At 46.2% G+C, this 18,772-nt stretch carries 18 protein-coding genes and 4 pseudogenes; 21 read left to right on the forward strand and 1 reads right to left on the reverse strand.

Annotated elements, in window-relative coordinates:
- The first annotated feature begins 45 nt into the window (after nt 1–45).
- From MKY16_RS07205 to MKY16_RS07250, 10 genes and pseudogenes are all read left to right on the forward strand, one after another.
- On the forward strand, nt 46–1,002 hold the full coding sequence (locus tag MKY16_RS07205) for an aldo/keto reductase (RefSeq protein WP_340954833.1): 957 nt from the start codon (nt 46–48) through the stop codon (nt 1,000–1,002).
- 268 nt (nt 1,003–1,270) lie between these two features.
- Nucleotides 1,271–1,762, forward strand: coding sequence for an 8-oxo-dGTP diphosphatase (locus MKY16_RS07210; protein WP_028542993.1), 492 nt, complete (start codon nt 1,271–1,273; stop codon nt 1,760–1,762).
- A gap of 2 nt (nt 1,763–1,764) precedes the next feature.
- A pseudogene (locus tag MKY16_RS07215) lies at nt 1,765–2,778 on the forward strand (aminoglycoside phosphotransferase family protein).
- Nucleotides 2,779–2,810: 32 nt separating this feature from the next.
- Nucleotides 2,811–3,277 (forward strand): annotated as a pseudogene (locus MKY16_RS07220) (GNAT family N-acetyltransferase).
- 28 nt (nt 3,278–3,305) lie between these two features.
- A pseudogene (locus tag MKY16_RS07225) lies at nt 3,306–3,754 on the forward strand (hypothetical protein).
- A 189-nt stretch (nt 3,755–3,943) separates the two neighbouring features.
- On the forward strand, nt 3,944–4,978 hold the full coding sequence (locus MKY16_RS07230) for an NAD(P)/FAD-dependent oxidoreductase (RefSeq protein WP_340954837.1): 1,035 nt from the start codon (nt 3,944–3,946) through the stop codon (nt 4,976–4,978).
- A gap of 252 nt (nt 4,979–5,230) precedes the next feature.
- The gene (locus tag MKY16_RS07235; protein WP_340954839.1) at nt 5,231–5,896 is read left to right on the forward strand and encodes an HD domain-containing protein; all 666 of its coding nucleotides are present in this window, start codon (nt 5,231–5,233) and stop codon (nt 5,894–5,896) included.
- Between the two features lie 168 nt (nt 5,897–6,064).
- Complete coding sequence (locus MKY16_RS07240) at nt 6,065–7,126, forward strand: SPFH domain-containing protein (RefSeq protein ID WP_340954842.1); 1,062 nt, start codon at nt 6,065–6,067, stop codon at nt 7,124–7,126.
- Nucleotides 7,123–8,124 (forward strand): sugar kinase, encoded by a 1,002-nt coding sequence (locus MKY16_RS07245; protein ID WP_340954846.1) that lies wholly within the window; start codon nt 7,123–7,125, stop codon nt 8,122–8,124. The genes MKY16_RS07240 and MKY16_RS07245 overlap by 4 nt, the downstream gene beginning before the upstream one ends.
- Nucleotides 8,125–8,201: 77 nt before the next feature.
- Nucleotides 8,202–8,381, forward strand: coding sequence for a hypothetical protein (locus MKY16_RS07250; RefSeq protein ID WP_013309345.1), 180 nt, complete (start codon nt 8,202–8,204; stop codon nt 8,379–8,381).
- A 76-nt stretch (nt 8,382–8,457) separates the two neighbouring features.
- On the opposite strand, the gene MKY16_RS07255 is transcribed toward MKY16_RS07250, so the two are convergent.
- A complete protein-coding gene (locus MKY16_RS07255; protein ID WP_340954849.1) occupies nt 8,458–9,549 on the reverse strand; it encodes a LuxR C-terminal-related transcriptional regulator in 1,092 nt (363 codons plus the stop codon).
- 172 nt (nt 9,550–9,721) lie between these two features.
- Between MKY16_RS07255 and MKY16_RS07260 the strand changes: the two are divergent.
- The 11 genes and pseudogenes from MKY16_RS07260 to MKY16_RS07310 all read left to right on the forward strand — a co-directional run bounded on the left by MKY16_RS07260 (nt 9,722) and on the right by MKY16_RS07310 (nt 18,771).
- A pseudogene (locus tag MKY16_RS07260) lies at nt 9,722–10,536 on the forward strand (class I SAM-dependent methyltransferase).
- The gene (locus MKY16_RS07265) at nt 10,523–11,608 is read left to right on the forward strand and encodes a saccharopine dehydrogenase family protein (protein WP_340954851.1); all 1,086 of its coding nucleotides are present in this window, start codon (nt 10,523–10,525) and stop codon (nt 11,606–11,608) included. Before MKY16_RS07260 ends, MKY16_RS07265 begins: the two are co-directional and overlap by 14 nt.
- Nucleotides 11,609–11,753: 145 nt before the next feature.
- The gene (locus tag MKY16_RS07270; RefSeq protein ID WP_029516441.1) at nt 11,754–12,149 is read left to right on the forward strand and encodes a hypothetical protein; all 396 of its coding nucleotides are present in this window, start codon (nt 11,754–11,756) and stop codon (nt 12,147–12,149) included.
- Nucleotides 12,150–12,174: 25 nt separating this feature from the next.
- Complete coding sequence (locus tag MKY16_RS07275) at nt 12,175–12,732, forward strand: hypothetical protein (protein ID WP_039269707.1); 558 nt, start codon at nt 12,175–12,177, stop codon at nt 12,730–12,732.
- A gap of 250 nt (nt 12,733–12,982) precedes the next feature.
- Nucleotides 12,983–13,696 (forward strand): HAD family hydrolase, encoded by a 714-nt coding sequence (locus MKY16_RS07280; protein ID WP_029516443.1) that lies wholly within the window; start codon nt 12,983–12,985, stop codon nt 13,694–13,696.
- Entirely contained in the window at nt 13,693–14,280 is a 588-nt protein-coding gene (locus MKY16_RS07285; RefSeq protein WP_029516444.1) for a GNAT family N-acetyltransferase, read from the forward strand. Before MKY16_RS07280 ends, MKY16_RS07285 begins: the two co-directional genes overlap by 4 nt.
- Before the next feature lie 222 nt (nt 14,281–14,502).
- On the forward strand, nt 14,503–14,985 hold the full coding sequence (locus MKY16_RS07290; protein WP_340954854.1) for a ribosomal maturation YjgA family protein: 483 nt from the start codon (nt 14,503–14,505) through the stop codon (nt 14,983–14,985).
- A gap of 60 nt (nt 14,986–15,045) precedes the next feature.
- A complete protein-coding gene (locus tag MKY16_RS07295; protein WP_029516446.1) occupies nt 15,046–16,257 on the forward strand; it encodes a rhamnogalacturonan acetylesterase in 1,212 nt (403 codons plus the stop codon).
- Between the two features lie 115 nt (nt 16,258–16,372).
- The gene (locus MKY16_RS07300; protein WP_340954856.1) at nt 16,373–17,317 is read left to right on the forward strand and encodes a class I SAM-dependent methyltransferase; all 945 of its coding nucleotides are present in this window, start codon (nt 16,373–16,375) and stop codon (nt 17,315–17,317) included.
- 305 nt (nt 17,318–17,622) lie between these two features.
- Nucleotides 17,623–18,180, forward strand: coding sequence for a hypothetical protein (locus MKY16_RS07305; protein WP_340954859.1), 558 nt, complete (start codon nt 17,623–17,625; stop codon nt 18,178–18,180).
- 30 nt (nt 18,181–18,210) lie between these two features.
- Nucleotides 18,211–18,771, forward strand: a complete 561-nt coding sequence (locus tag MKY16_RS07310; RefSeq protein ID WP_340954861.1) for a GNAT family N-acetyltransferase — start codon at nt 18,211–18,213, stop codon at nt 18,769–18,771.
- Nucleotide 18,772 lies beyond the last annotated feature (1 nt).

Below are 18,772 nucleotides of genomic sequence, written 5' to 3' on the forward strand. Positions count from 1 at the left end.
ATGTTCATTCCATCCATTTACCCAAAGAAAAGAGGGAACCATGATATGCTAAAAAGAAAATTGGGACGTGAAGGGCTGGAGGTATCAGCTCTGGGCCTTGGCACGATGATGATGCCGAACAACGAGGAGTCGGTGCGTACACTTCAGGGAGCGCTGGACCTTGGTGTAACGCTGTTTGATACAGCAGATCTTTATGGTGAGGAATACGCACAGCAGAAGTTCGGCGGCAATGAGAAGCTGGTTGGACGTGCGCTCAAGGGTCGTCGGGAGGAGGCAGTGATTGCCACTAAATTCGGGATCACGCACACTCAGGGACCCAAGGGAGATCCGGCATATATTAAAAAATCCGTGGATGCCAGTCTATTTCATCTGGGGATCGATTATATCGACCTGTATTATCAGCATCGAGTCGATCCCAATACTCCGATTGAAGAGACCGTCGGAACAATGGCCGATTTGGTTAAGGAAGGGAAAATCCGCTATATCGGCTTGTCGGAAGCGTCGGCTGAACAGATCCGCCGCGCGCATGCGGTGCATCCAATTACCGCGGTAGAAACCGAATATTCCTTGTGGAGCAGAGAAGTGGAAGATGATGTTCTTCCGCTACTGAATGAATTGGGAATCGGCTTCGTACCCTACAGTCCACTAGGTCGAGGTTTCCTCACGGGACAGATCAAGAAATTTGACGATCTGCCAGAGGATGATTACCGCCGTCATTTCCCACGCTTCCAAGGCGAGAATTTCAACAAAAATTTAGAAGTTGTCCTCCTGATCGAAAAACTGGCTGCCCAAAAAGGCTGTACTTCTGCTCAGTTGGGGCTGGCATGGCTGCTGGCGCAAGGCGACCATATCGTTCCGATTCCGGGAACGAAGAGACTGGAAAGAGTGCGTGAAAATCTTGGTGCTCTACAGGTCTCCTTGTCGGAAGCAGAGCTTCAAGAGATCGAGCGTATTTCGCCCAAAGGTTTCGCGGCAGGTTCTCGTTATCCAGGGCTTGCCTAGAAAACTGAGTATTGGCATGATGATTAAGTTTAGGATAAGACCGTTCCTTTCTGGAGTCGCTTGGTAGTACCAACGGCTCTGCAGAAAGGCGGTCTTTTTTTGCTAATTTTGACCGACTTAGGCATGAGTTCTCTAATCTAGTCTATGGTTAGAGTTATTGCGCTCTACAAAATAACACGTTAAAGTATGGTGAATACCATATTTAACCACAATATGTCGGTGAGAAAGTTAAAAGCTAGATCATAGTGAATCGTGAATAAAGAAAGGTATGATCGGATTGACAACAGAAGTGACACACAAAATATATACCATGTGTATGATTCAAGACGGAAGCAAGGTATTGCTTATGAATAGACCCAATCGAAAGGGGTTTCCGGGTTATATTGCTCCAGGAGGAAAAGTAGAGTTTCCAGAGAGCATTGTGAATGGGGCCATTCGTGAAGTAAAGGAAGAAACAGGCTTAACCGTTACGGAAATTGTATTTAAAGGAATCGACGAATATTGTGACCCAAGTCAAGGGCTGAGATATATGGTCTTTAACTATTTGGCTACAGCCACTGAAGGTGAACTATTAAAAAATCCCCCTGAGGGAGAATTGCTGTGGGTGGATATGAAGGAGGCGTTAAATCTGCCGATGCAGGATTGGTTTAAGCGGAGATTTCCATTGTTTTTCGAGCCGGGAACGTTTGAGGTTAGTTTCGTTTGGCTGGCAGATACGGATGAAACCCTGGAAGCAACGATTAAGAGCTATGGTGTGTAGAGATGACGACGACCATTTATTTTTCGTCTAATCGGCTAGGCGAGGTAACAAATGACCAAATGCAAAGGATGCTGAATCGTTTTGATTTGGGACGTTTGCTGTCTTACGAAAAAACGGCAGAAGGTGTCCTAGGGCAAACCCTCTATGTTTCCTCAACGGCTGGGCAGTTTGTGCTGAAGGGGAACCCGCTTTTTCCAGGGCAATGGATAGAAGAAAAGTTTATGGTGGAGCAAATACAGACACGGACTCCAATTCCCGTGCCAACACCGTATCTTGTGAATCATACGGAGGACATTTTTGGCTGGAGCTATGCAGTTATGCCCCGTCTATACGGTCAGCATATACATACACCTGAGTTGCAAGCAAAGCTGACCTCGCTGGATAAACAGCAAATGGCTGAAATGCTTGCTAACTATTCTGTTGGAGCTTCATAGCTGGAAGGTTAAGAATAGTGGAGAGCTGGATACAACAACTTAGCCATTCGTCCTTTTGAAGTCTCTTATCGAGTATGGTTGTATGGACGAATTCGATATTGGCTAGAGGATGCCAAAAAATACTCGAACATTTCTGTACAGGATATGGAATGGGTAGGGGAAATATTGGAAGGCTCCCGTCAAGCATTCGATCAGCTGGAAGCTGCCACTTTTGTGATGGGGGATTTTAAACCGCAAAATTTTCTTATGCAGAATGGGGATAAGGGCTGGAAAGTCAGTGGTCTTTTTGATTTTACGACAGCCTATTTTGGGGATGGGGTTGCAGATCTTACGAAAATAACCACCATGTGTCTGGAGAACGGCGAAGAAGAGTTGGCAAAAGGTTTTCTTACTGCTTACGCACAAGGGACGGAAGCCAAAGAAGGATTTACTGAGCGTTTCCGGGTGCATATGCTGCATCAGCAGGTTCTGAACTGGGGATGTGCCAAAGCGATGAAGCAAGTCACTTGGGATGATAAGCTCTCTTTTTCAGATTGGGCGCAAAAATTCATGGATATTGAGGTTATAAGCAATAGCAGATGAACTGAACGTTTAAAGAGGAGGTAGTGAGTGGGATGCAGACCGTCAAATTGGTACAGCCGGATCAGGACTGGAAGGAAGCTTATCTTTCATTTTATGAGGAATGGAAAAAGAGTCAGGAGCATATGGTACCTTGGGTGATCTCTATAGAGCCGTACGATTTTGAAGGTATGCTGACGGTTTTAAGTAATCAGGAAAATGGAATGAACAGGTTGTGGGAGCAGTGAATATCAGGCATGACCTTAACGAACACCTAATGAATGCCGGAGGTCATATCGGTTACGGTATCCGTCCTTCTGCACGAGGGAATAGGTACGCTGTTACAATGCTGGCCTTGGCGTTAGAAAAAGCAAAAGAACTGGGGATTTCCCGAGCCCTGGTCGTATGCGACTCCGATAATATTGCCTCCAAAAAAACAATCATACAAAACGGCGGAACGCCGGACAAGGATTACATAGAGGAAGACGGAAACCGTGTAAACCGGTTTTGGATCGAACTGTGAGTGAGAAAGAGGGGGATGCGAGAAGCTCATGAAATTATGGCCTGAATATGCACAAAACATCATTGTTGGTGTTATTTTTGAAGGAAAATGGAATTGGTATGTGACGGAAAGAGAGTATTGGTTTTTGAATACCGAGATGGAGGAACGGTTTGGTATCCCTATTTTGGATGAAACCACAGCGGGAGCATTTTTGGATCACATCTGTGAATATAAGGTGGCTACAGGGGAACTAACTTCAATGCTCCAGTTGCTGGATGAGGCTATTCAGCATCAGGATGAAGTGTTGGAGTTCTTTCCTGCTCTGTATGTAACTTTGACGAGAAAGTTCTCTATTCGCTATTTCCTGAGCCAGCTTCGTTTGAACACTATGTCCCAGCGGGGTGGAAAGGGGAATATCAAGACTTTTTGAACGAGGTACCTTCACCTGAACAGTATTGGATGATCGATGGAAGTGATTTTTTTGAAACATTCACTTGATAGGACGAAGGAGGAAATGAATATATGGATGCTTCCATGCATGAGTAGCTATATAAACCTATAAAATATAGTTCTAAGGTCACGAAAAACTCTGTAATGGTCATGTTTTTATTTCTTAATTGATATTGATAATTATTATCACTTATAATAGGAGCAGACATATTACGCTATGATAGGGAGAGTTGCAGAGTGACAGTATCCTTGGAATTATATGATGTAACGATCATCGGCGGTGGTCCTGCCGGTATGTATACCGCATTTTACAGTGGAATGAGAGATATGAAGACTAAGCTGATCGAAGCCAAGCATGAGCTGGGCGGACGGATGCGCATATACCCAGAAAAGATGATATGGGATGTCGGGGGGGTTACCCCGGTTTTATGTGAAAAGCTGATTGATCAGCTGGAGCAGCAGGCGCGGACGTTCGAGCCTACCATTGTGTTGGGACAGCAGATCACTGATTTGGATCGGCAAGAGGATGGCACGTTCCTGCTAACTTCTGCCACAGGGGAACAGCATTGGACACGCACGATCGTTCTGGCAGTAGGCTATGGTATTCTCAAAATGGCTAAGCTGGAGATTGAGGGGGCGGACCGCTATGAGGTTACGAACCTGCATTATACTGTACAAGAGCTAGAGCCATTTCGGGGCAAGCACGTCGTGATTTCCGGTGGGGGCGACTCAGCAGTGGATTGGGCGAATGAGCTGGAGCCAATTGCGGCGAGTGTGACCGTCGTACATCGTCGGGATCACTTTGGCGGACATGAGAAAAATGTAGCGCGTATGAAATCATCTTCGGTCCGTGTTCTCACACCATACGCGGTGAGTCAGCTACATAGCAACAATGGAGAGACGATTGAACAGGTGACGATCAGTCATGTAGATACGGACGAAATACAGGTGCTGAATGTCGATGCAGTCATCGTAAATCATGGACTAAAATCCGATTTCGGCCCGCTTCGGGATTGGGGGCTGGATATGGGTGAGTGGCATGCCCGAGTGAGCGAAAAGCTGGAAACGAATCTGCCGGGGATTTTCGCGGCAGGCGATTTTGTCGAGTACGGAAGTAAGCTGTATCTGATTGCCGGTGCGTTCACAGATGCCGCCCTTGCACTGAACAGCGCGAAGCTGTATATTGATCCGGCAGCTGACAAAGCGGCATATGTTTCTTCTCATAACAGCCGCTTTAAGGAGAAGAACCGCGAGCTTGGTGTCGTGGAGTAGAGTAAGATACGGAATTAAGTTATATAGGATTAGAGATAGGGTAGGGGAAATGTAAAAGAACTTCCGCGACTACGATTGATGTGGTTTTGGAGGTTCTTTTTTTGTCAGGTTACTGACTTCTCGTTCTAAAAGTTGGATAGCATACACCCTATAGAATAAAATGAAGAATGATTCGGAGTAAGCAAAAGGACAAGCATTAAAAAATTAAACGAACCTACCATAGAAAGTATGGACGGGATTGAAAGGTGACATATGAAGAGACGAACGGAGCAACAGGAAGCGATTTTGGCAGATATTATACAAAAGGCGGAGCCCTTTGTACAGCAGCAGTTGGAGCATGATCATAGTGGTCACGATTGGTGGCATATAGACCGGGTGAGAAAGCTGTCTCTTAAAATTGCTGCCAAAGAGGGCGCAGATTCGTTTATTTGTGAACTGGCAGCACTGCTGCATGATGTAGCGGATGAAAAATTAAATGATTCCAAACAAGCCGGGTTGGATAAAGTAGAGCAGTGGCTGCTTCTGCATGTAAGTGATCTGGATATAATCGCGCACGTAATGACTATTATAGCTACGATGTCCTACAATGGGGGACAAAACCCGCCTATGGAGACGCTGGAAGGTCAAGTGGTGCAGGATGCGGATCGGTTGGATGCCCTTGGAGCGATTGGGATTGCAAGAACCTTTATGTATGCAGGCTCAAAAGGCAGTATGATGCATCACCCGGATAAAGACTTTTCACAGCATGAGTATCGTGCCGCAGGTAAAAGTGCCATATACCATTTTTACGAAAAGCTGCTAAAACTCAAAGATCTTATGAATACCGCTTATGCTCAAGAACTGGCGGTGGTTCGGCATCAATGGATGGAGATGTACTTGGAGCAATTTTATAGAGAATGGAATGTGGATGATAAATAGGGTGATTTAATAAGGCTGTTTTCTCTAACCGAGCATATCGGAGAGAAAGCGGCCTTTTTTTATATAAATGTCATATTGATATTATTGAAAATGTGTGTTATTTTATTGTTAATAACAAAATGATAATAACAAAATAATATAAACTATAAAGAAAGCGAGGAAGCGGCTATGTTTGGATTTAATTTTGTTAAATTTCAGCCCAGTGAATATGTGATGAAGGTGAAAAACGGGAAGGTGGTTCGGGAGGGTGTTGGATTATCTTTTTATTATTACGCCCCGACCACCTCGGTCGTCGTCGTGCCTGTCTCTTCCATTGATGTACCGTTCATGTTTGAGGATATGACGAATGATTTTCAGGCGGTGACGGTGCAGGGGCAACTGACTTATCGAATTGTGGATTATCGGAGAACGACGCAGATTTTAAACTATACGTATGACTTGAAGGAACGACGGTACATTTCCGATGATCCAAGCAAGCTGGCCCAACGGGTGATTAACATTGCCAAGGTGCTTACCAAAAAATATTTGGAGCGTGTCCCGCTCAAAGAAGCTGTTCAGTCCAGTGAACGTCTGGCCCAAAACATGACAAAGGATATTGCTCAGCATACGGAAATGGAAAAGCTCGGCATTGAGGTTATGGGGCTGTCGATTTTGGCGATTCTACCTAATAAGGAGACGATGAGAGCGCTGGAGGCTCAAGCGAGGGAAGAGATTCTTCGCAACGCGGATCATGCTTTGTATGAGCGTCGTAATGCATCTATTGAGCAAGAGCGGCGTGTGAAGGAAAACGAGCTGAACACTGAGATTGCAGTGGAGACGAAAAAGAAACAAATCCGCGAAACTCAACTCGATGCCGAGCGTTCTGTGAAGCAAAAGCAAAGCGAGATGAAAGAGGAGCAGCTACGATTTGACACGGCCTTGGAGGAGAAAAAACGCGAGCTGATTGAGCTGACCGTCACGAATAAAAAGGCAGAAGCCGATGCCAAGGCCTATGAGCTGACAGCCGTCATGAAATCGTTGCAGGATGTTGAACCGAACGTACTTCAAGCTATGGCTAACATGGATATGAGCCCGGATAAACTAATTGCGATTGCATTCCAGGAGCTTGCAGAAAATGCAGGAAAAATCGGTCAGCTAAATATTACGCCGGATCTGCTGCAAGGTCTCATGTCAGATACGGGAGCAAGCGGATCAGCAGGATCGAGAGGGTCTGGAGGAAGAACACGATGAGCGGCCGAATGACAGAGCAGAAGATCATTTTGGTGAAGCGTAAAACGCGACTGGAGGAACTGATTGTCCGATACAATACGGTGCAGCAGGCTCGCTTCTTTATGGAACGGCTGGGTGCGGATTTCAGTGATTATGTGCTGGAGGACGAAAATTACCGCAGGGCGGTGGCAACGGCAACGTCGGAGTTAACGGCCTTGGGTCGTGTTCAGATTGTGGAGCGGGAGCATGTGCCGAACTTTATTTTTGGTGAGCAGGATACAGTGGTGGTGCTGGGTCAGGATGGGCTGGTAGCCAACACCTTAAAATATTTGACCGAGCAGCCGCTTATCGGTGTGAATCCAGATCCATTGCGCTGGGACGGGGTATTGCTGCCGTTTACCGTATCCGACCTGCGCTGGGTAGTGCCGGATGTATTCGTGCACAGACGGCCAATTAAGGAAGTTACGCTGGCTAAGGCCCAATTAAATGATGGCCAATCCTTGTATGCTGTAAATGATTTGTTCATTGGACGCAAAACTCATGTCTCCGCGAGATATGAGCTAAGGCTGGAGAATCAGGTAGAGCAGCAATCCTCCAGCGGGATTATCGTTTCAACCGGATTGGGAGCGACGGGCTGGCTGACCAGTGTGCTGGCTGGAGCGGCCGGAATTGTCGGCAGTGCTACACGGCATCCAATCTCGCTGACTCCAAGCCAACTGATGCCCGGTGCAGCCTTCAGTCAGGAAGGGACAGCAGACGGAATGAGTCATGATCATCGTGCAACCTGGAGTTCGCCATCGCTTTATTTTACGGTGAGAGAACCATTCCCCAGTCGAACGACTGCTGCGGATCTCGTGTTTGGTCAGGTAGCAGCCGAAAAACCGTTACGGATTGCATCGCAGATGCCGGAAAACGGAGTTATTTTCAGTGATGGAGTAGAAAGTGACTTTCTGGAGTTTAATGCTGGCATTGAGGCGACCATTGAACCCGCGGAGAAAAAAGGGCATCTGGTCGTGTAGAGGTTTGTACAGGACGGCAATGGGTAATTATGAGTAAGGTACAACCATCAGATGAAATTAAAAAAGGAGGAATCAACATGAGCGACCACACTCAAGACGAAGCGAAAATCCGCAACAAGAAGGACGAGGACGGAGATTCCTTGATGGAGAAAACGAAGCTGGAAAATGGCGTGGATATCGAGCCTGAGGCTGATGAATGGATTGCGAAGCCCTCACCAGTGTCATACGATGATACGAACTCCTCTTCGAAGAAATAAGGCTCTGGCATTCCAATAGAGCAGTGATGCAAAGACAGATGATCCCTAATCGGGTCATCTGTCTTTTTTACATAGGTTAATTGAATCTGGAATATACCTTCCATACTAGCTCACGACGGCTGCTTACATCTGTTTTCAAGAAAATCGCTTTCAGGTGATCCTGCACCGTGTAGGCAGTAATATGAAGTGCGCTGGCCAGCTCCTTGGTCGAAAAGCCCTGAACAATGAGTTGGACAATTTGTCTCTCTCGTTCGGACCATGAGTACACCTCAGCCATAAGCGGTAGCATGTCAGTTGCTTTAGCAGCCTCAAACCATACGGCTAGCTGCTTCTGTCCCGTATGCTTCTGTCCGCCTTGCAGAAGGGTGGCTCTGATGGTTACCCATGGGGCTCCTGCGTCTGTGGAAGGGATACATAGTCGTGCTGGTGCAGTGGCAGTGGATAGCGCTCGCAAGCATACCACCCGGACGGGAGCCGGAAGACCGTCTTCATGGATTCCCTCCTGCTGCCGAAGCAACTGTAGCCACTGCTCTGCTACTAAATTGGACGAAATCGGTTTTAGCTTATCGGAAAGCATGAGAACTCCTGGCTCAAGTCCATTTTCCGTGATCATGGCAGGGGATGGAGATAAACCGACACTGGCCTGACGCAGATGATAGGCTATGGACGGCGCTAACGCTTCAAGCAGTTGTTGCTCTTCCTCGCTGAATACAGGTTTTCCATGATGACGGAACAACGTAAGAAATCCCCAACAGCTCCCTTTGTACATAAACGGAACACGTAGCTCATCTCCGAATCCGGCGGGTTGCAAAACATCTCTATATCGTGTGCTCCGATCCGGTTGGCCATGTGTAAACCCATGTAGCGTCGCTACAGACTGTCCTTCTCGCACCAACTGATCATATTTCATCATATCGTCGTGCAGGTATTCGTATTCTAGCAGTTTGTTATGAATGTCCTCCACACCCGACTCTGTAAATGCCCCTGTGGAAAGCAGCGTACGCGGATCTACCGAGGTACAGCACGCCGCATCGAAAGTAACCTGAGTACGCAAGCGGTCGATTAGGGTGTGCTTGTACGTTAGGGATGAGGGGTCTTTTTTTCCTAGATCAATGATTTGCTGTCGGACGTCCTTAAGCTGTGCAAATTGTGTGTAGTGTGCGTTCATCATTTACTCCTATCGTGAAAGCTGGAGATTCTCAAGCGCGATTATTAAATCCCGCATTTATGGGATGGGGGATATTTGTATTGTCTTTATAATTGAGAATGATTCTTAATTAAATCTACAATAAACGAATGGTCTGGGAAGATCAAGACTAAATGTTTGGAGGAAAGCCCATATGAAACAACCCCATATTGAAAATACGGACTCAAACCAGCCTATGAGCTGGAATCATCCGAATGTGCATAAGTACGCGGATACGATTGCTTTAAAAATACCTGGATATGCTCATTTGTACGAGATGACAGACGGTTTGATAGCCGCACAGCTTGAAGCACAAACTCATATTCGAAATATAGATCCAAATGTGCTAATTGTCGGAGCTGGAGGCGGTCAGGAATTGATTACGCTCGGAGGGCGCCATGATGCATGGTCCTTTACGGCAGTTGATCCCTCTGAGCACATGCTGGATTTGGCACGTAAGCGTGTAACACATGCGGGCATCAGTTCAAAAATATCGTTTGTTGCAGGTACGTTGGAAGAGTTGTCTGGAGAACAGCCTGAAGAACAGCGCGAAAAGCACAGCGAAGAATCATGCAGAGAACCGGTCTATGACGCTGCAACCTGCCTGCTGGTGCTTCATTTTCTTCAAAGCTTGGAAAGTAAACAGGCGTTGCTACGCCAGATATCTACTCGACTCAAGCCGGGTGCGCCTTTTTGTTTAGCTTCTATTAATGGGAATTCACAGGAGCCTTCTTTTTCCATCTAAATGCAGGCGTGGAAAGGTCATATGCTGAGCCAGGGCATTTCACTGGAGGATTGGGAACGATTCGCTGCTTCCATCGGTCGTGAGTCAAACCCAGTGTCCAATGCGGCAATACAGGAACTGTTGATAGATGCAGGCTTTACCCACATCACCCGGTATTATGGTGCTTTTTAGTAAATGCATGGTTTGCAGTTAAAGAGGGAGGGACAGCTTATGACAAAGGATAACATCATCATCATTGGCGGGTATGGCCATGTTGGAAAAATTGTATGTACAGAGTTAAGTGAAATGTTTCCCGGCAAGGTATTTGCCGCAGGTCGTAGTCTGGAACGGGCCACTGAATTTAGCCAACGATCGAATGGTAAGATACGGCCCTTGCAGCTTAATATTCATGAGCCGATGGACCCGTCGATATTAGAGCAAGCCAAATTGGTAATCATGTGTTTGGATCAGGACAATACGGCCTTGGTACGTGCCTGCCTTCGACATGGGGTGCATTACATGGATATTACCGCGAATGCGGACTTTTTGAGTCAGGTGGAGCAGTGTCATCAGGAGGCCCGAGCTCATCAGGCCACAGCCCTGTTAAGTGTAGGATTAGCTCCGGGACTGACCAATCTGTTGGCACTGCAAGCGACACAGCTCATGGATCAGACGGATGAGTTGAATATATCTTTGATGCTGGGTTTGGGAGATCGACACGGTCAGGCTGCTATTGAGTGGACAGTAGATCAGATTCATGCCGATTTGGAGGTTATAGAACAGGGACGTTTTGTGACTCGAAAAAGCTTTACTGGCGGAATAGTGGCAGATTTTGGTGCAGGAGTGGGTCGTCATCGGGCGTATCGATTTCCTTTTTCAGATCAGCAGACACTTCCTCGTACGCTCAAAGTTCCTACGGTTAGCACACGCCTTTGCTTCGATTCGCGCTTGACCACTCGGCTTCTAGCAGGGCTTCGGACGATAGGAGTTTCAGGTCTACTCCGACAGCAAACCGTGCGTGATGCAGTGGTTCGCAGCTTTAGCAAGGTACATATAGGTGGGAATGCTGTAGCGGTCAAGGTAGATGCTCGAGGAACTCTCAATGGCAAGGAGACGAAGGTCGAATGTCGGCTAAGGGGTCACCATCAGTCTGATTTAACCGCTAAGGCAGCCGTCTTTGCAGCGCTCGCCCTGTACCGTTCAGAACTTCCATTCGGTGTATTTCATACGGAGCAGGTTTTTTCATGGAATCGCATGCGGGCTTGGTTAGGGCAGCAAGTAGCCGCAGATATTCAGGTGAACGGACAGCAAGCATAGAAGTCATACATTCTAATAAATGAATCTCATATAATCCAAGCTTATTCAGCAACGCATTGCGGATAGGTCTTGGATTTCTTTTCCTGTTAGATTACACTAGAATGAAGTACATATTTTTGGAAAAGACCTAAGGGGATGATATGAAATGTGGAACCCCTATGAAAATAGCAGACAGCATCCGCACGATTTTATAATAAAATATCGATTTTACACACCGGAAGAAGGAGGCAGGAAACAGCTGCCTATTCAGGGTTATCGCTGTGATTTTGCCTATGAGGGTGACGACATCGGGAATACGGGAATTTATGCCATACATCCTGAGTTTGAAGATGGAGATGGTCAACTGATTATGGATGTTGGTCGTCCTGTTCAGCGGGAAGGGCAAGCGAGAATGTGGATTTTGTTTGGAGAAATGAGGAAAAAGGTACACCGACATCGGATACAGGTAGGAACAAGGGGATATTTCATGGAAGGTCCGCGCCGTGTTGGTGAAGTTGAAGTTACAAGCCTGGTAGGCCTCTTGACCAATCCGGTCAACTAGGTAGTTGCTGAGGAGTCGATAAGAGATGGATATCGCTTATATCATAGATTTATTACGTAAACACGATGTGACCCTAGCTCCAGGCTTATCCACGCAGGAGATTACCGACGTCGAAGGCAGGTATGATATTCACTTCCCGCCCGATTTGAGGGAGCTTCTGATGAGTGTTCTTCCCATCGGTAAAAGCTTTATCCCTTGGAGAGATACGTCACCACAGCGGATGGGTGTAATCCGGCAAAGGTTGAATTGGCCGCTGGAAGGTATGATTTTTGATGTAGAGCAGCATGTATTCTGGCCTCCCGAATGGGGCGAAAAACCGACAGATTCGGCGGAAGCTGTTGATATATGTAAACGTGAGTTTTTACGTGTGCCCAAGCTAATCCCAATCAATGGACATCGATATATCCCAGAGCAGCCATCTGAAGAAGGAAATCCGGTATTTTCCGTATATCAAACGGATATTATCGTGTATGGGGAATGTTTGCAGGAGTATTTCAAGCTGGAATTTGGGGAGAAGCCTTATGAACAAATTGATTTTAATGCCGTAAAAAAAGTGCGTTTTTGGAGCAACTTGTGTGAGTGAGTGTCAGGAAGATGAATAAGTCGAAACGAAGGAAGGGGAGCATGATGTGAAGGTGGAGCAGGATTTGGAAGAAATCAAAGAAAGGTTGACCCAGATCGAGACCAAACTAGAACAAAAGTCGACCTCCAAGAGAATCTTGAAGTACATGATCATTATTTTCTTGTCTATTTTTTTTCTTTTACTTCTAATAGGAATTATTCAGTTTGTTTCAGCCTAATCGGTGTAAGAGGATGAAGGAAGGGAGCTATTTATGTCCATAGAAGCAATCATTTTTGATCTGGATAATACTCTTATTCATCGTAAACAGGCGTTTGCCGCATATACAGAGCGCTTTATAGAACGATTTATAGTGGCAGAAGAACCGGCGATCCGCGCGGCTGTCGTTGAACAGATACGATTGGCGGATCGGGACGGATACCGGGATAAGAGGGAACTATATACCGAGCTGCATACAGACTTGGAACTGAAAAATCCCGATACGTCAGTACAAGAGATGCTGGGCTTTTGGTATAGTGAATTTCATAAGTTTACGGTGTTGATGGACGGGGCCAAGGAAGTATTGTCCGAACTGCGGTCGCGTGGCTTGAAGCTCGGTATTATTACCAACGGCTCACTCCGCACGCAGCAAGCGAAAATCGACCGAGTTATGCTGAGGGATTATGTGGATTCTATTATCGTATCGGGTGGCGTCAACATCCAGAAGCCTCATCCTCGAATTTTCGAGTTGGCTCTGAATGAGCTGGACATTGTCGATCCCGACCATGCCTGTTATGTAGGCGATCACCCGACAAATGATATTCGTGGTGCACAAAGTGCAGGATTGCATACCATCTGGCTGGAAGGCTTTATGACGTGGCAGGAAACGGGCATTGTACCGGACTATCAGATTGGGAGTTTGCGTGAAATCACAGGTTGGCTGGATCGTCGCAGTTATTCAACGAATAAGGAGGAGGGTGCATCATGAGTATGGAGCAGCAACCGAATCCGATTCTCTTATCGTTCCCTGATCAATTCCAAACGGAACGATTGACCATACGCGCCCCGCAGTGGGGGGATGGGGCGGCAGTCAATGAGGCGATGCGAGAGAGTGCGAATGAACTGCGGCCTTGGCTTCCGTTTGCAAGAAATCTTCCTACGGCAGAGGAATCTGAAATCCGTTCGCGCCAAGCCAGACTTAAATTTCTGGATCGGTCTGATATGATGTTGTATATATTTGATACGGTTTCGGGAGAATTTGTAGCCAGCAGCGGTCTGCATCGTATTGATTGGGATGCACGAAGATTTGAAATTGGGTATTGGCTCAGAACATCATGGACCGGAAAAGGCATTATCACAGAGGCCGTGCACGGTATTACGAATTTTGCCATACAGCATTTGAATGCCAATCGGGTGGAGATTCGTTGTGATTCCAGAAACACACGCAGCGCCAAGGTAGCGGAACGTGCAGGTTTTACACTGGAGGGGATTTTAAGAAACGTCGAGTATGATGAAGAGGGAAGCATGGCACACGAAATGGTTTTTGCCAAGGTGCGTGGTATTGAATTTTAGTATCCTCACATGAACAGTTTGGAAGTTGCTGATGGTTTGTACGATATTACGGAGGCTCATTATGATTAATTATTTTATGAAAAATACAGACAAGTTGGTGTGCATACAATATGTCATCAGCAAAAGGTTCAGCAATCTTGCAAGCGCTAACCAAAAGAGGATGCTTTACGAATTTCCAGCAGCTTGGCGAAGATGTCCCAGCATTAGGACAGGTGATTTAGCATGAGGAGCGTTCGTAAGAGCGTCAGCAGGAAGGCCAATCGGGAAATAAAGGCGAAATTCCGCTGGAAGACCCGTGCTGCGTACCTAGTTGCTGTGCTGGTCACGATCTTGTTGGGTTTGGGAAGCCGAGTTTTCTCCTCCCAGTTGCCTGAATTCGTTGCTAATCACTTTGGGGATGCCTTGTGGGCGTGCATGATTTATTTTGGGCTGAGAATGTTGGGGGTGAATCGTCAATTGTCCGTAGCCCTGTGGGGCAGCTTGCTGTTTTGCTTCGCCATTGAGTTCAGCCAGATGTACCAGGCTCCCTGGATTAACCACATTCGGGCAACGACACTGGGCGGCTTGGTGCTTGGGAAAGGGTTCCTGACCGCGGATCTGATCAGGTACACGGTTGGCATTGTGGTATCCTGGGCGCTAGACCAAGGCTGTCAAAAGCTGGCGGGGATCAATACACGTATAGACGATGACAAACCACTCAAATAATCTGAAAAGCGAGGGTTGCGCTTGAAACAAAAGGGAAAGCGTCACAGGTTGTTCGGTAAGATGATTGGATTATGCGCAGGGTTCAGCTTGTTGTTTGCAACCATACTTATCCCAGGGCAGGCATTAGCCGAAAAACAGCTTGTGGCACCTCTTCGTTTTGATTTTGGCCCCGGCAAGGTAGCTGACGGCTACACCCAAGTCACTGCCAATGATGTTTACACGCCTGAGCGAGGCTATGGATTTACCGATCTTTCCAAAGTGAATGAAGAAGATCGTGGTGGAAGTGATGCTATACGCTCAGATTTTGTTCGTGTTCAAGGATCATCCTTTGTTGTCAATTTACCACCTGCGGATTACACGCTTTCCCTGATTGCCGGAGATACTGCCGGAAACACAGACATTACGGTTAAAGCCGAGTCCATCGTCAAGGTAGAACCTACTGCCAAAACAGCAGGACAATTTGTGGAGGCTGGATTTGAGCTTGCACTCATCGACGGCCAGCTCGAATTGTATTTCTCAGGTAATGAAGCGAAGATTAACGCTTTGGTTATTACCCCAAAGGATGCTCGAACGGCTGGAGAACATCCTTCGGTATACCTTGCGGGAGATTCTACGGTTCAAACCTATAAATCCGCGATGAAGCCTCAGGCGGGCTGGGGGCAAATGATTGCTCCGTTCTTCACAGATGAGCCTATTTTTGTGAACCGTTCTATTGGTGGACGAAGCACGAAAACCTTTCTGGTACAAGGGCGGTTAGATGATATTTTACGCAATATCCGTCCAGGAGATTATCTGCTCATTCAGTTTGGGCATAATGATGCCGCGATCAACAACCAAGAGCGTTATGTTTCACCCGCGGATTACAAAGTTTACTTAAAAACCTACATTCAAGGAGCCATCCAACGCGGTGCAACACCTGTGCTAATTACTCCTGTTGGCCGCCGGGATTATGATGCGGCAAGTGCCTCGTTTCGGATTAGTTTCCCGGAATATGTGCAGGCCATGAAGGAAACAGCATCGGAGACAAATGTTGCACTGGTCGATCTTAGCCGCTTGAGCGTAGCGTACTATGATACACTTGGACTGGAAGGAACACTCCCGTTATTTTTGCATGTGGAGCCAGGGGTGTATCCTGCATTTCCTGATGGAGTGAAGGATGATACTCATTTTCAGGAATATGGTGCGGAGCAAATAGCTCGGCTGGTAGCTCAGGGAATACGTGAGCTGAATATTCCTTTATCCTCTTATGTACAGGTGGAAGATTCGCAATAAAACATTATTTCCATAGCCATGGTATACTTAGAAAATAAGCTGGCCCTACCCAAAGATAACATTGTTTAGGCTTGGGTAGGGCTTTAATGTTCTGGATCTTAAGGAGGAAGCGAGAATGACAGTCGCTCAACTTCATAAACTTATTAACGGTCAACTCCTGTACAATCAGCATCGGAGTTTATTTTATATGCGTGAGGGTTCTGTTCTGTTAGGACCTTCAACGGAAATGACGTACTGGCTGACGCAGAGAAGCTCAGAACTGATCCTCATGCTTCAAGGCTTGAAGCGCCAGCATATGTATAACGCTTTTGTGACGGATGTAGCGGCTAAAATACTGTCCCAGTTTGTAAATACCAATCAATATCTACATTTTCACACAGCTCATGTGAGGGAGCTTACGGAGCTGTATGATCGACTTTTCACCCGGATTGAGAACCTGTTCCAGAAGAAATTTATAGATAGAGCAACCTTGGACTTACTGCTTCAGCAGCATTACGGGCATTTGAGAGATTTTTTAACTCGTACCAACGGACGTGAAATGTTTGCTAAGTATGCAGAGTGTGAGTATACCTTTTGGATACCTTGTGAGGAATATACGCCGGAGTTGCAAGCCAATCTGCTAGGATTGGACATTGCTCGTTTGCAAGAGCCTGTTCTAGATGTTGGTTGCGGATCTGAGGCACGGTTGGTTACTTATTTACGTGCCTGTGGAATTGAGGCTTACGGAACAGATCGGTTGGCTGAAACAGAAGGTTGGGTCACTCAAGGAGATTGGTTAGAGACCACCTTTGGGGAACGCACATGGGGAACGATCGTTTCACATATGGCATTCTCCAATCATTTTATACATCATCATCTGAAGGCAGATGGTAATATTCATGAGTACGCTCGCAAAAATATGGAATTGCTTAGAGCCATTCGGCCAGGAGGGAGTTTTATTTACAGTCCGTGCCTTCCATTTATGGAAGGGCTTTTGGATGCCCGAATGGGTTATCAGGTAGAGTATATCCAGTCATCTGAAGGTTACAGGGCCACGAAAATAACGCGTATACATTCATAAGCGCTAGTAGTAGTCCATTCATTTGTCAGATTCCTTCTTGGAATGGTATTATAAGGATAGATATTACTCTATTTGGGATTCAGTTGATGATAGAAATTCTCATGACGCTAATTTGACACCATAGAGGATGATCATTAGCAGCATGGCTGCACTGAATAATAATGATTAGCCTACGGATAACTGAATTTTAGGGAAGATTAAACCATATTTCCTAAAAGCCGATATATGGGAATGAGGCGAGAACATACTGTTATTATACCCACCCGAAAATGGATGTATATAATTGGGTTAGGAGAGTAGAAGAAGTGTCAGATCTGTATACGAAAAAAGAAGTAGAAGATTATGTAACCAACGTGGTTTTCGAACGACCTTTAGGTGTAAGCATTTCAGCCATTTTATTGATCTTTAATGGAGCACTTCTGTTGGTGACCCAGCTATTGACGCTTAATGCATTAAATGAGGCTTCTACGTTAGTAGGCATTTGTAGGGGCATGTTTCAAGGATTTATCGCGTTACTTGGTTTGGCAGGGACGACTGCCGGTATCGGCATGTTATTTGGTAAGAAGTGGGCTTGGTGGCTGGCAGTATTTTATTTTACATATGAGACCATGCGTTATACGTGTGCAATTCTGTTTATTCCAGATGTCCCTCCAACGTTGGGCGGTGTACAGTTAAACCCTGCTTTATACTACGTAAAATATGGTATGCGTATTATCTGGAATTTGTTGTTTACGTTGTTCATGTGTCGTAGTAAAGTAACAGGTTTTTTTCAAACAAGTGGAATCAGCAAGTGGAGAGCATGTATTGCATTATTCTTCATCAATGGAGTGATAGTTGGGATTGGCTGGTGGCTGATAAGATAAGGTTCTTCGATGTGAAGGAGGAGATGGATAATGTCAATGGAAACGTTTCCTATTTTAGAAACTGATCGGCTTCGTTTAAGACAGCTTACAGTAGGGGATGCGGAGGATGTATTCGGTTATTTCTCCAAGGATGAGGTCACACAATATTATGACTTGGAAAGCTTTACAGAGGTAGAGCAAGCCGAAAAATTTATTCGTTCGATGCTAACCAGATATGAGAAGCAAGAGGGCTTTCGTTGGGGGATTACATTAAAAGAAGCTCCTGAGCGGATCGTGGGTACAATTGGATTTCATAACTGGCAGAAGGAGCACTCCCGTATTGAAATCGGCTATGAGCTGGCACCGGAATATTGGTTGCAAGGTTTGATGACAGAGGCGATGAAGGTGGTCGTGAATTATGGCTTTCATTTGCCGCAGGTTCACCGTATAGAAGCCTTCATTGATCCAGATAACGAAGGCTCTAGACGGCTGCTACTCAAGAGTGGTTTTACTAAAGAGGGTCACCTGAGAGACTATTTTTATGAAAAAGGTCAATTTGTCGACGCTGTTATATTTGGATACCTTCGGGAAGAGCATCCCGTGGATCGGTAAT

This window comes from Paenibacillus sp. FSL L8-0641 (genome assembly GCF_038006265.1).
Classification (GTDB): domain Bacteria; phylum Bacillota; class Bacilli; order Paenibacillales; family Paenibacillaceae; genus Paenibacillus; species Paenibacillus polymyxa_D.

Excerpts from the sequence above, each read along its gene's own strand:
- MKY16_RS07310 (WP_340954861.1), top strand. The coding sequence starts at position 18,211 with ATGTCAATGGAAACGTTTCCTATTTTAGAAACTGATCGGCTTCGTTTA.
- MKY16_RS07300 (WP_340954856.1), top strand. The coding sequence starts at position 16,373 with ATGACAGTCGCTCAACTTCATAAACTTATTAACGGTCAACTCCTGTAC.
- MKY16_RS07275 (WP_039269707.1), top strand. The coding sequence starts at position 12,175 with ATGGATATCGCTTATATCATAGATTTATTACGTAAACACGATGTGACC.
- MKY16_RS07285 (WP_029516444.1), top strand. The coding sequence starts at position 13,693 with ATGAGTATGGAGCAGCAACCGAATCCGATTCTCTTATCGTTCCCTGAT.
- MKY16_RS07280 (WP_029516443.1), top strand. The coding sequence starts at position 12,983 with ATGTCCATAGAAGCAATCATTTTTGATCTGGATAATACTCTTATTCAT.
- MKY16_RS07240 (WP_340954842.1), top strand. The coding sequence starts at position 6,065 with ATGTTTGGATTTAATTTTGTTAAATTTCAGCCCAGTGAATATGTGATG.
- MKY16_RS07295 (WP_029516446.1), top strand. The coding sequence starts at position 15,046 with ATGATTGGATTATGCGCAGGGTTCAGCTTGTTGTTTGCAACCATACTT.
- MKY16_RS07210 (WP_028542993.1), top strand. The coding sequence starts at position 1,271 with ATGATCGGATTGACAACAGAAGTGACACACAAAATATATACCATGTGT.
- MKY16_RS07265 (WP_340954851.1), top strand. The coding sequence starts at position 10,523 with ATGACAAAGGATAACATCATCATCATTGGCGGGTATGGCCATGTTGGA.
- MKY16_RS07235 (WP_340954839.1), top strand. The coding sequence starts at position 5,231 with ATGAAGAGACGAACGGAGCAACAGGAAGCGATTTTGGCAGATATTATA.
- MKY16_RS07255 (WP_340954849.1), bottom strand. The coding sequence starts at position 9,549 with ATGAACGCACACTACACACAATTTGCACAGCTTAAGGACGTCCGACAG.
- MKY16_RS07290 (WP_340954854.1), top strand. The coding sequence starts at position 14,503 with ATGAGGAGCGTTCGTAAGAGCGTCAGCAGGAAGGCCAATCGGGAAATA.
- MKY16_RS07205 (WP_340954833.1), top strand. The coding sequence starts at position 46 with ATGCTAAAAAGAAAATTGGGACGTGAAGGGCTGGAGGTATCAGCTCTG.
- MKY16_RS07270 (WP_029516441.1), top strand. The coding sequence starts at position 11,754 with ATGTGGAACCCCTATGAAAATAGCAGACAGCATCCGCACGATTTTATA.
- MKY16_RS07245 (WP_340954846.1), top strand. The coding sequence starts at position 7,123 with ATGAGCGGCCGAATGACAGAGCAGAAGATCATTTTGGTGAAGCGTAAA.
- MKY16_RS07250 (WP_013309345.1), top strand. The coding sequence starts at position 8,202 with ATGAGCGACCACACTCAAGACGAAGCGAAAATCCGCAACAAGAAGGAC.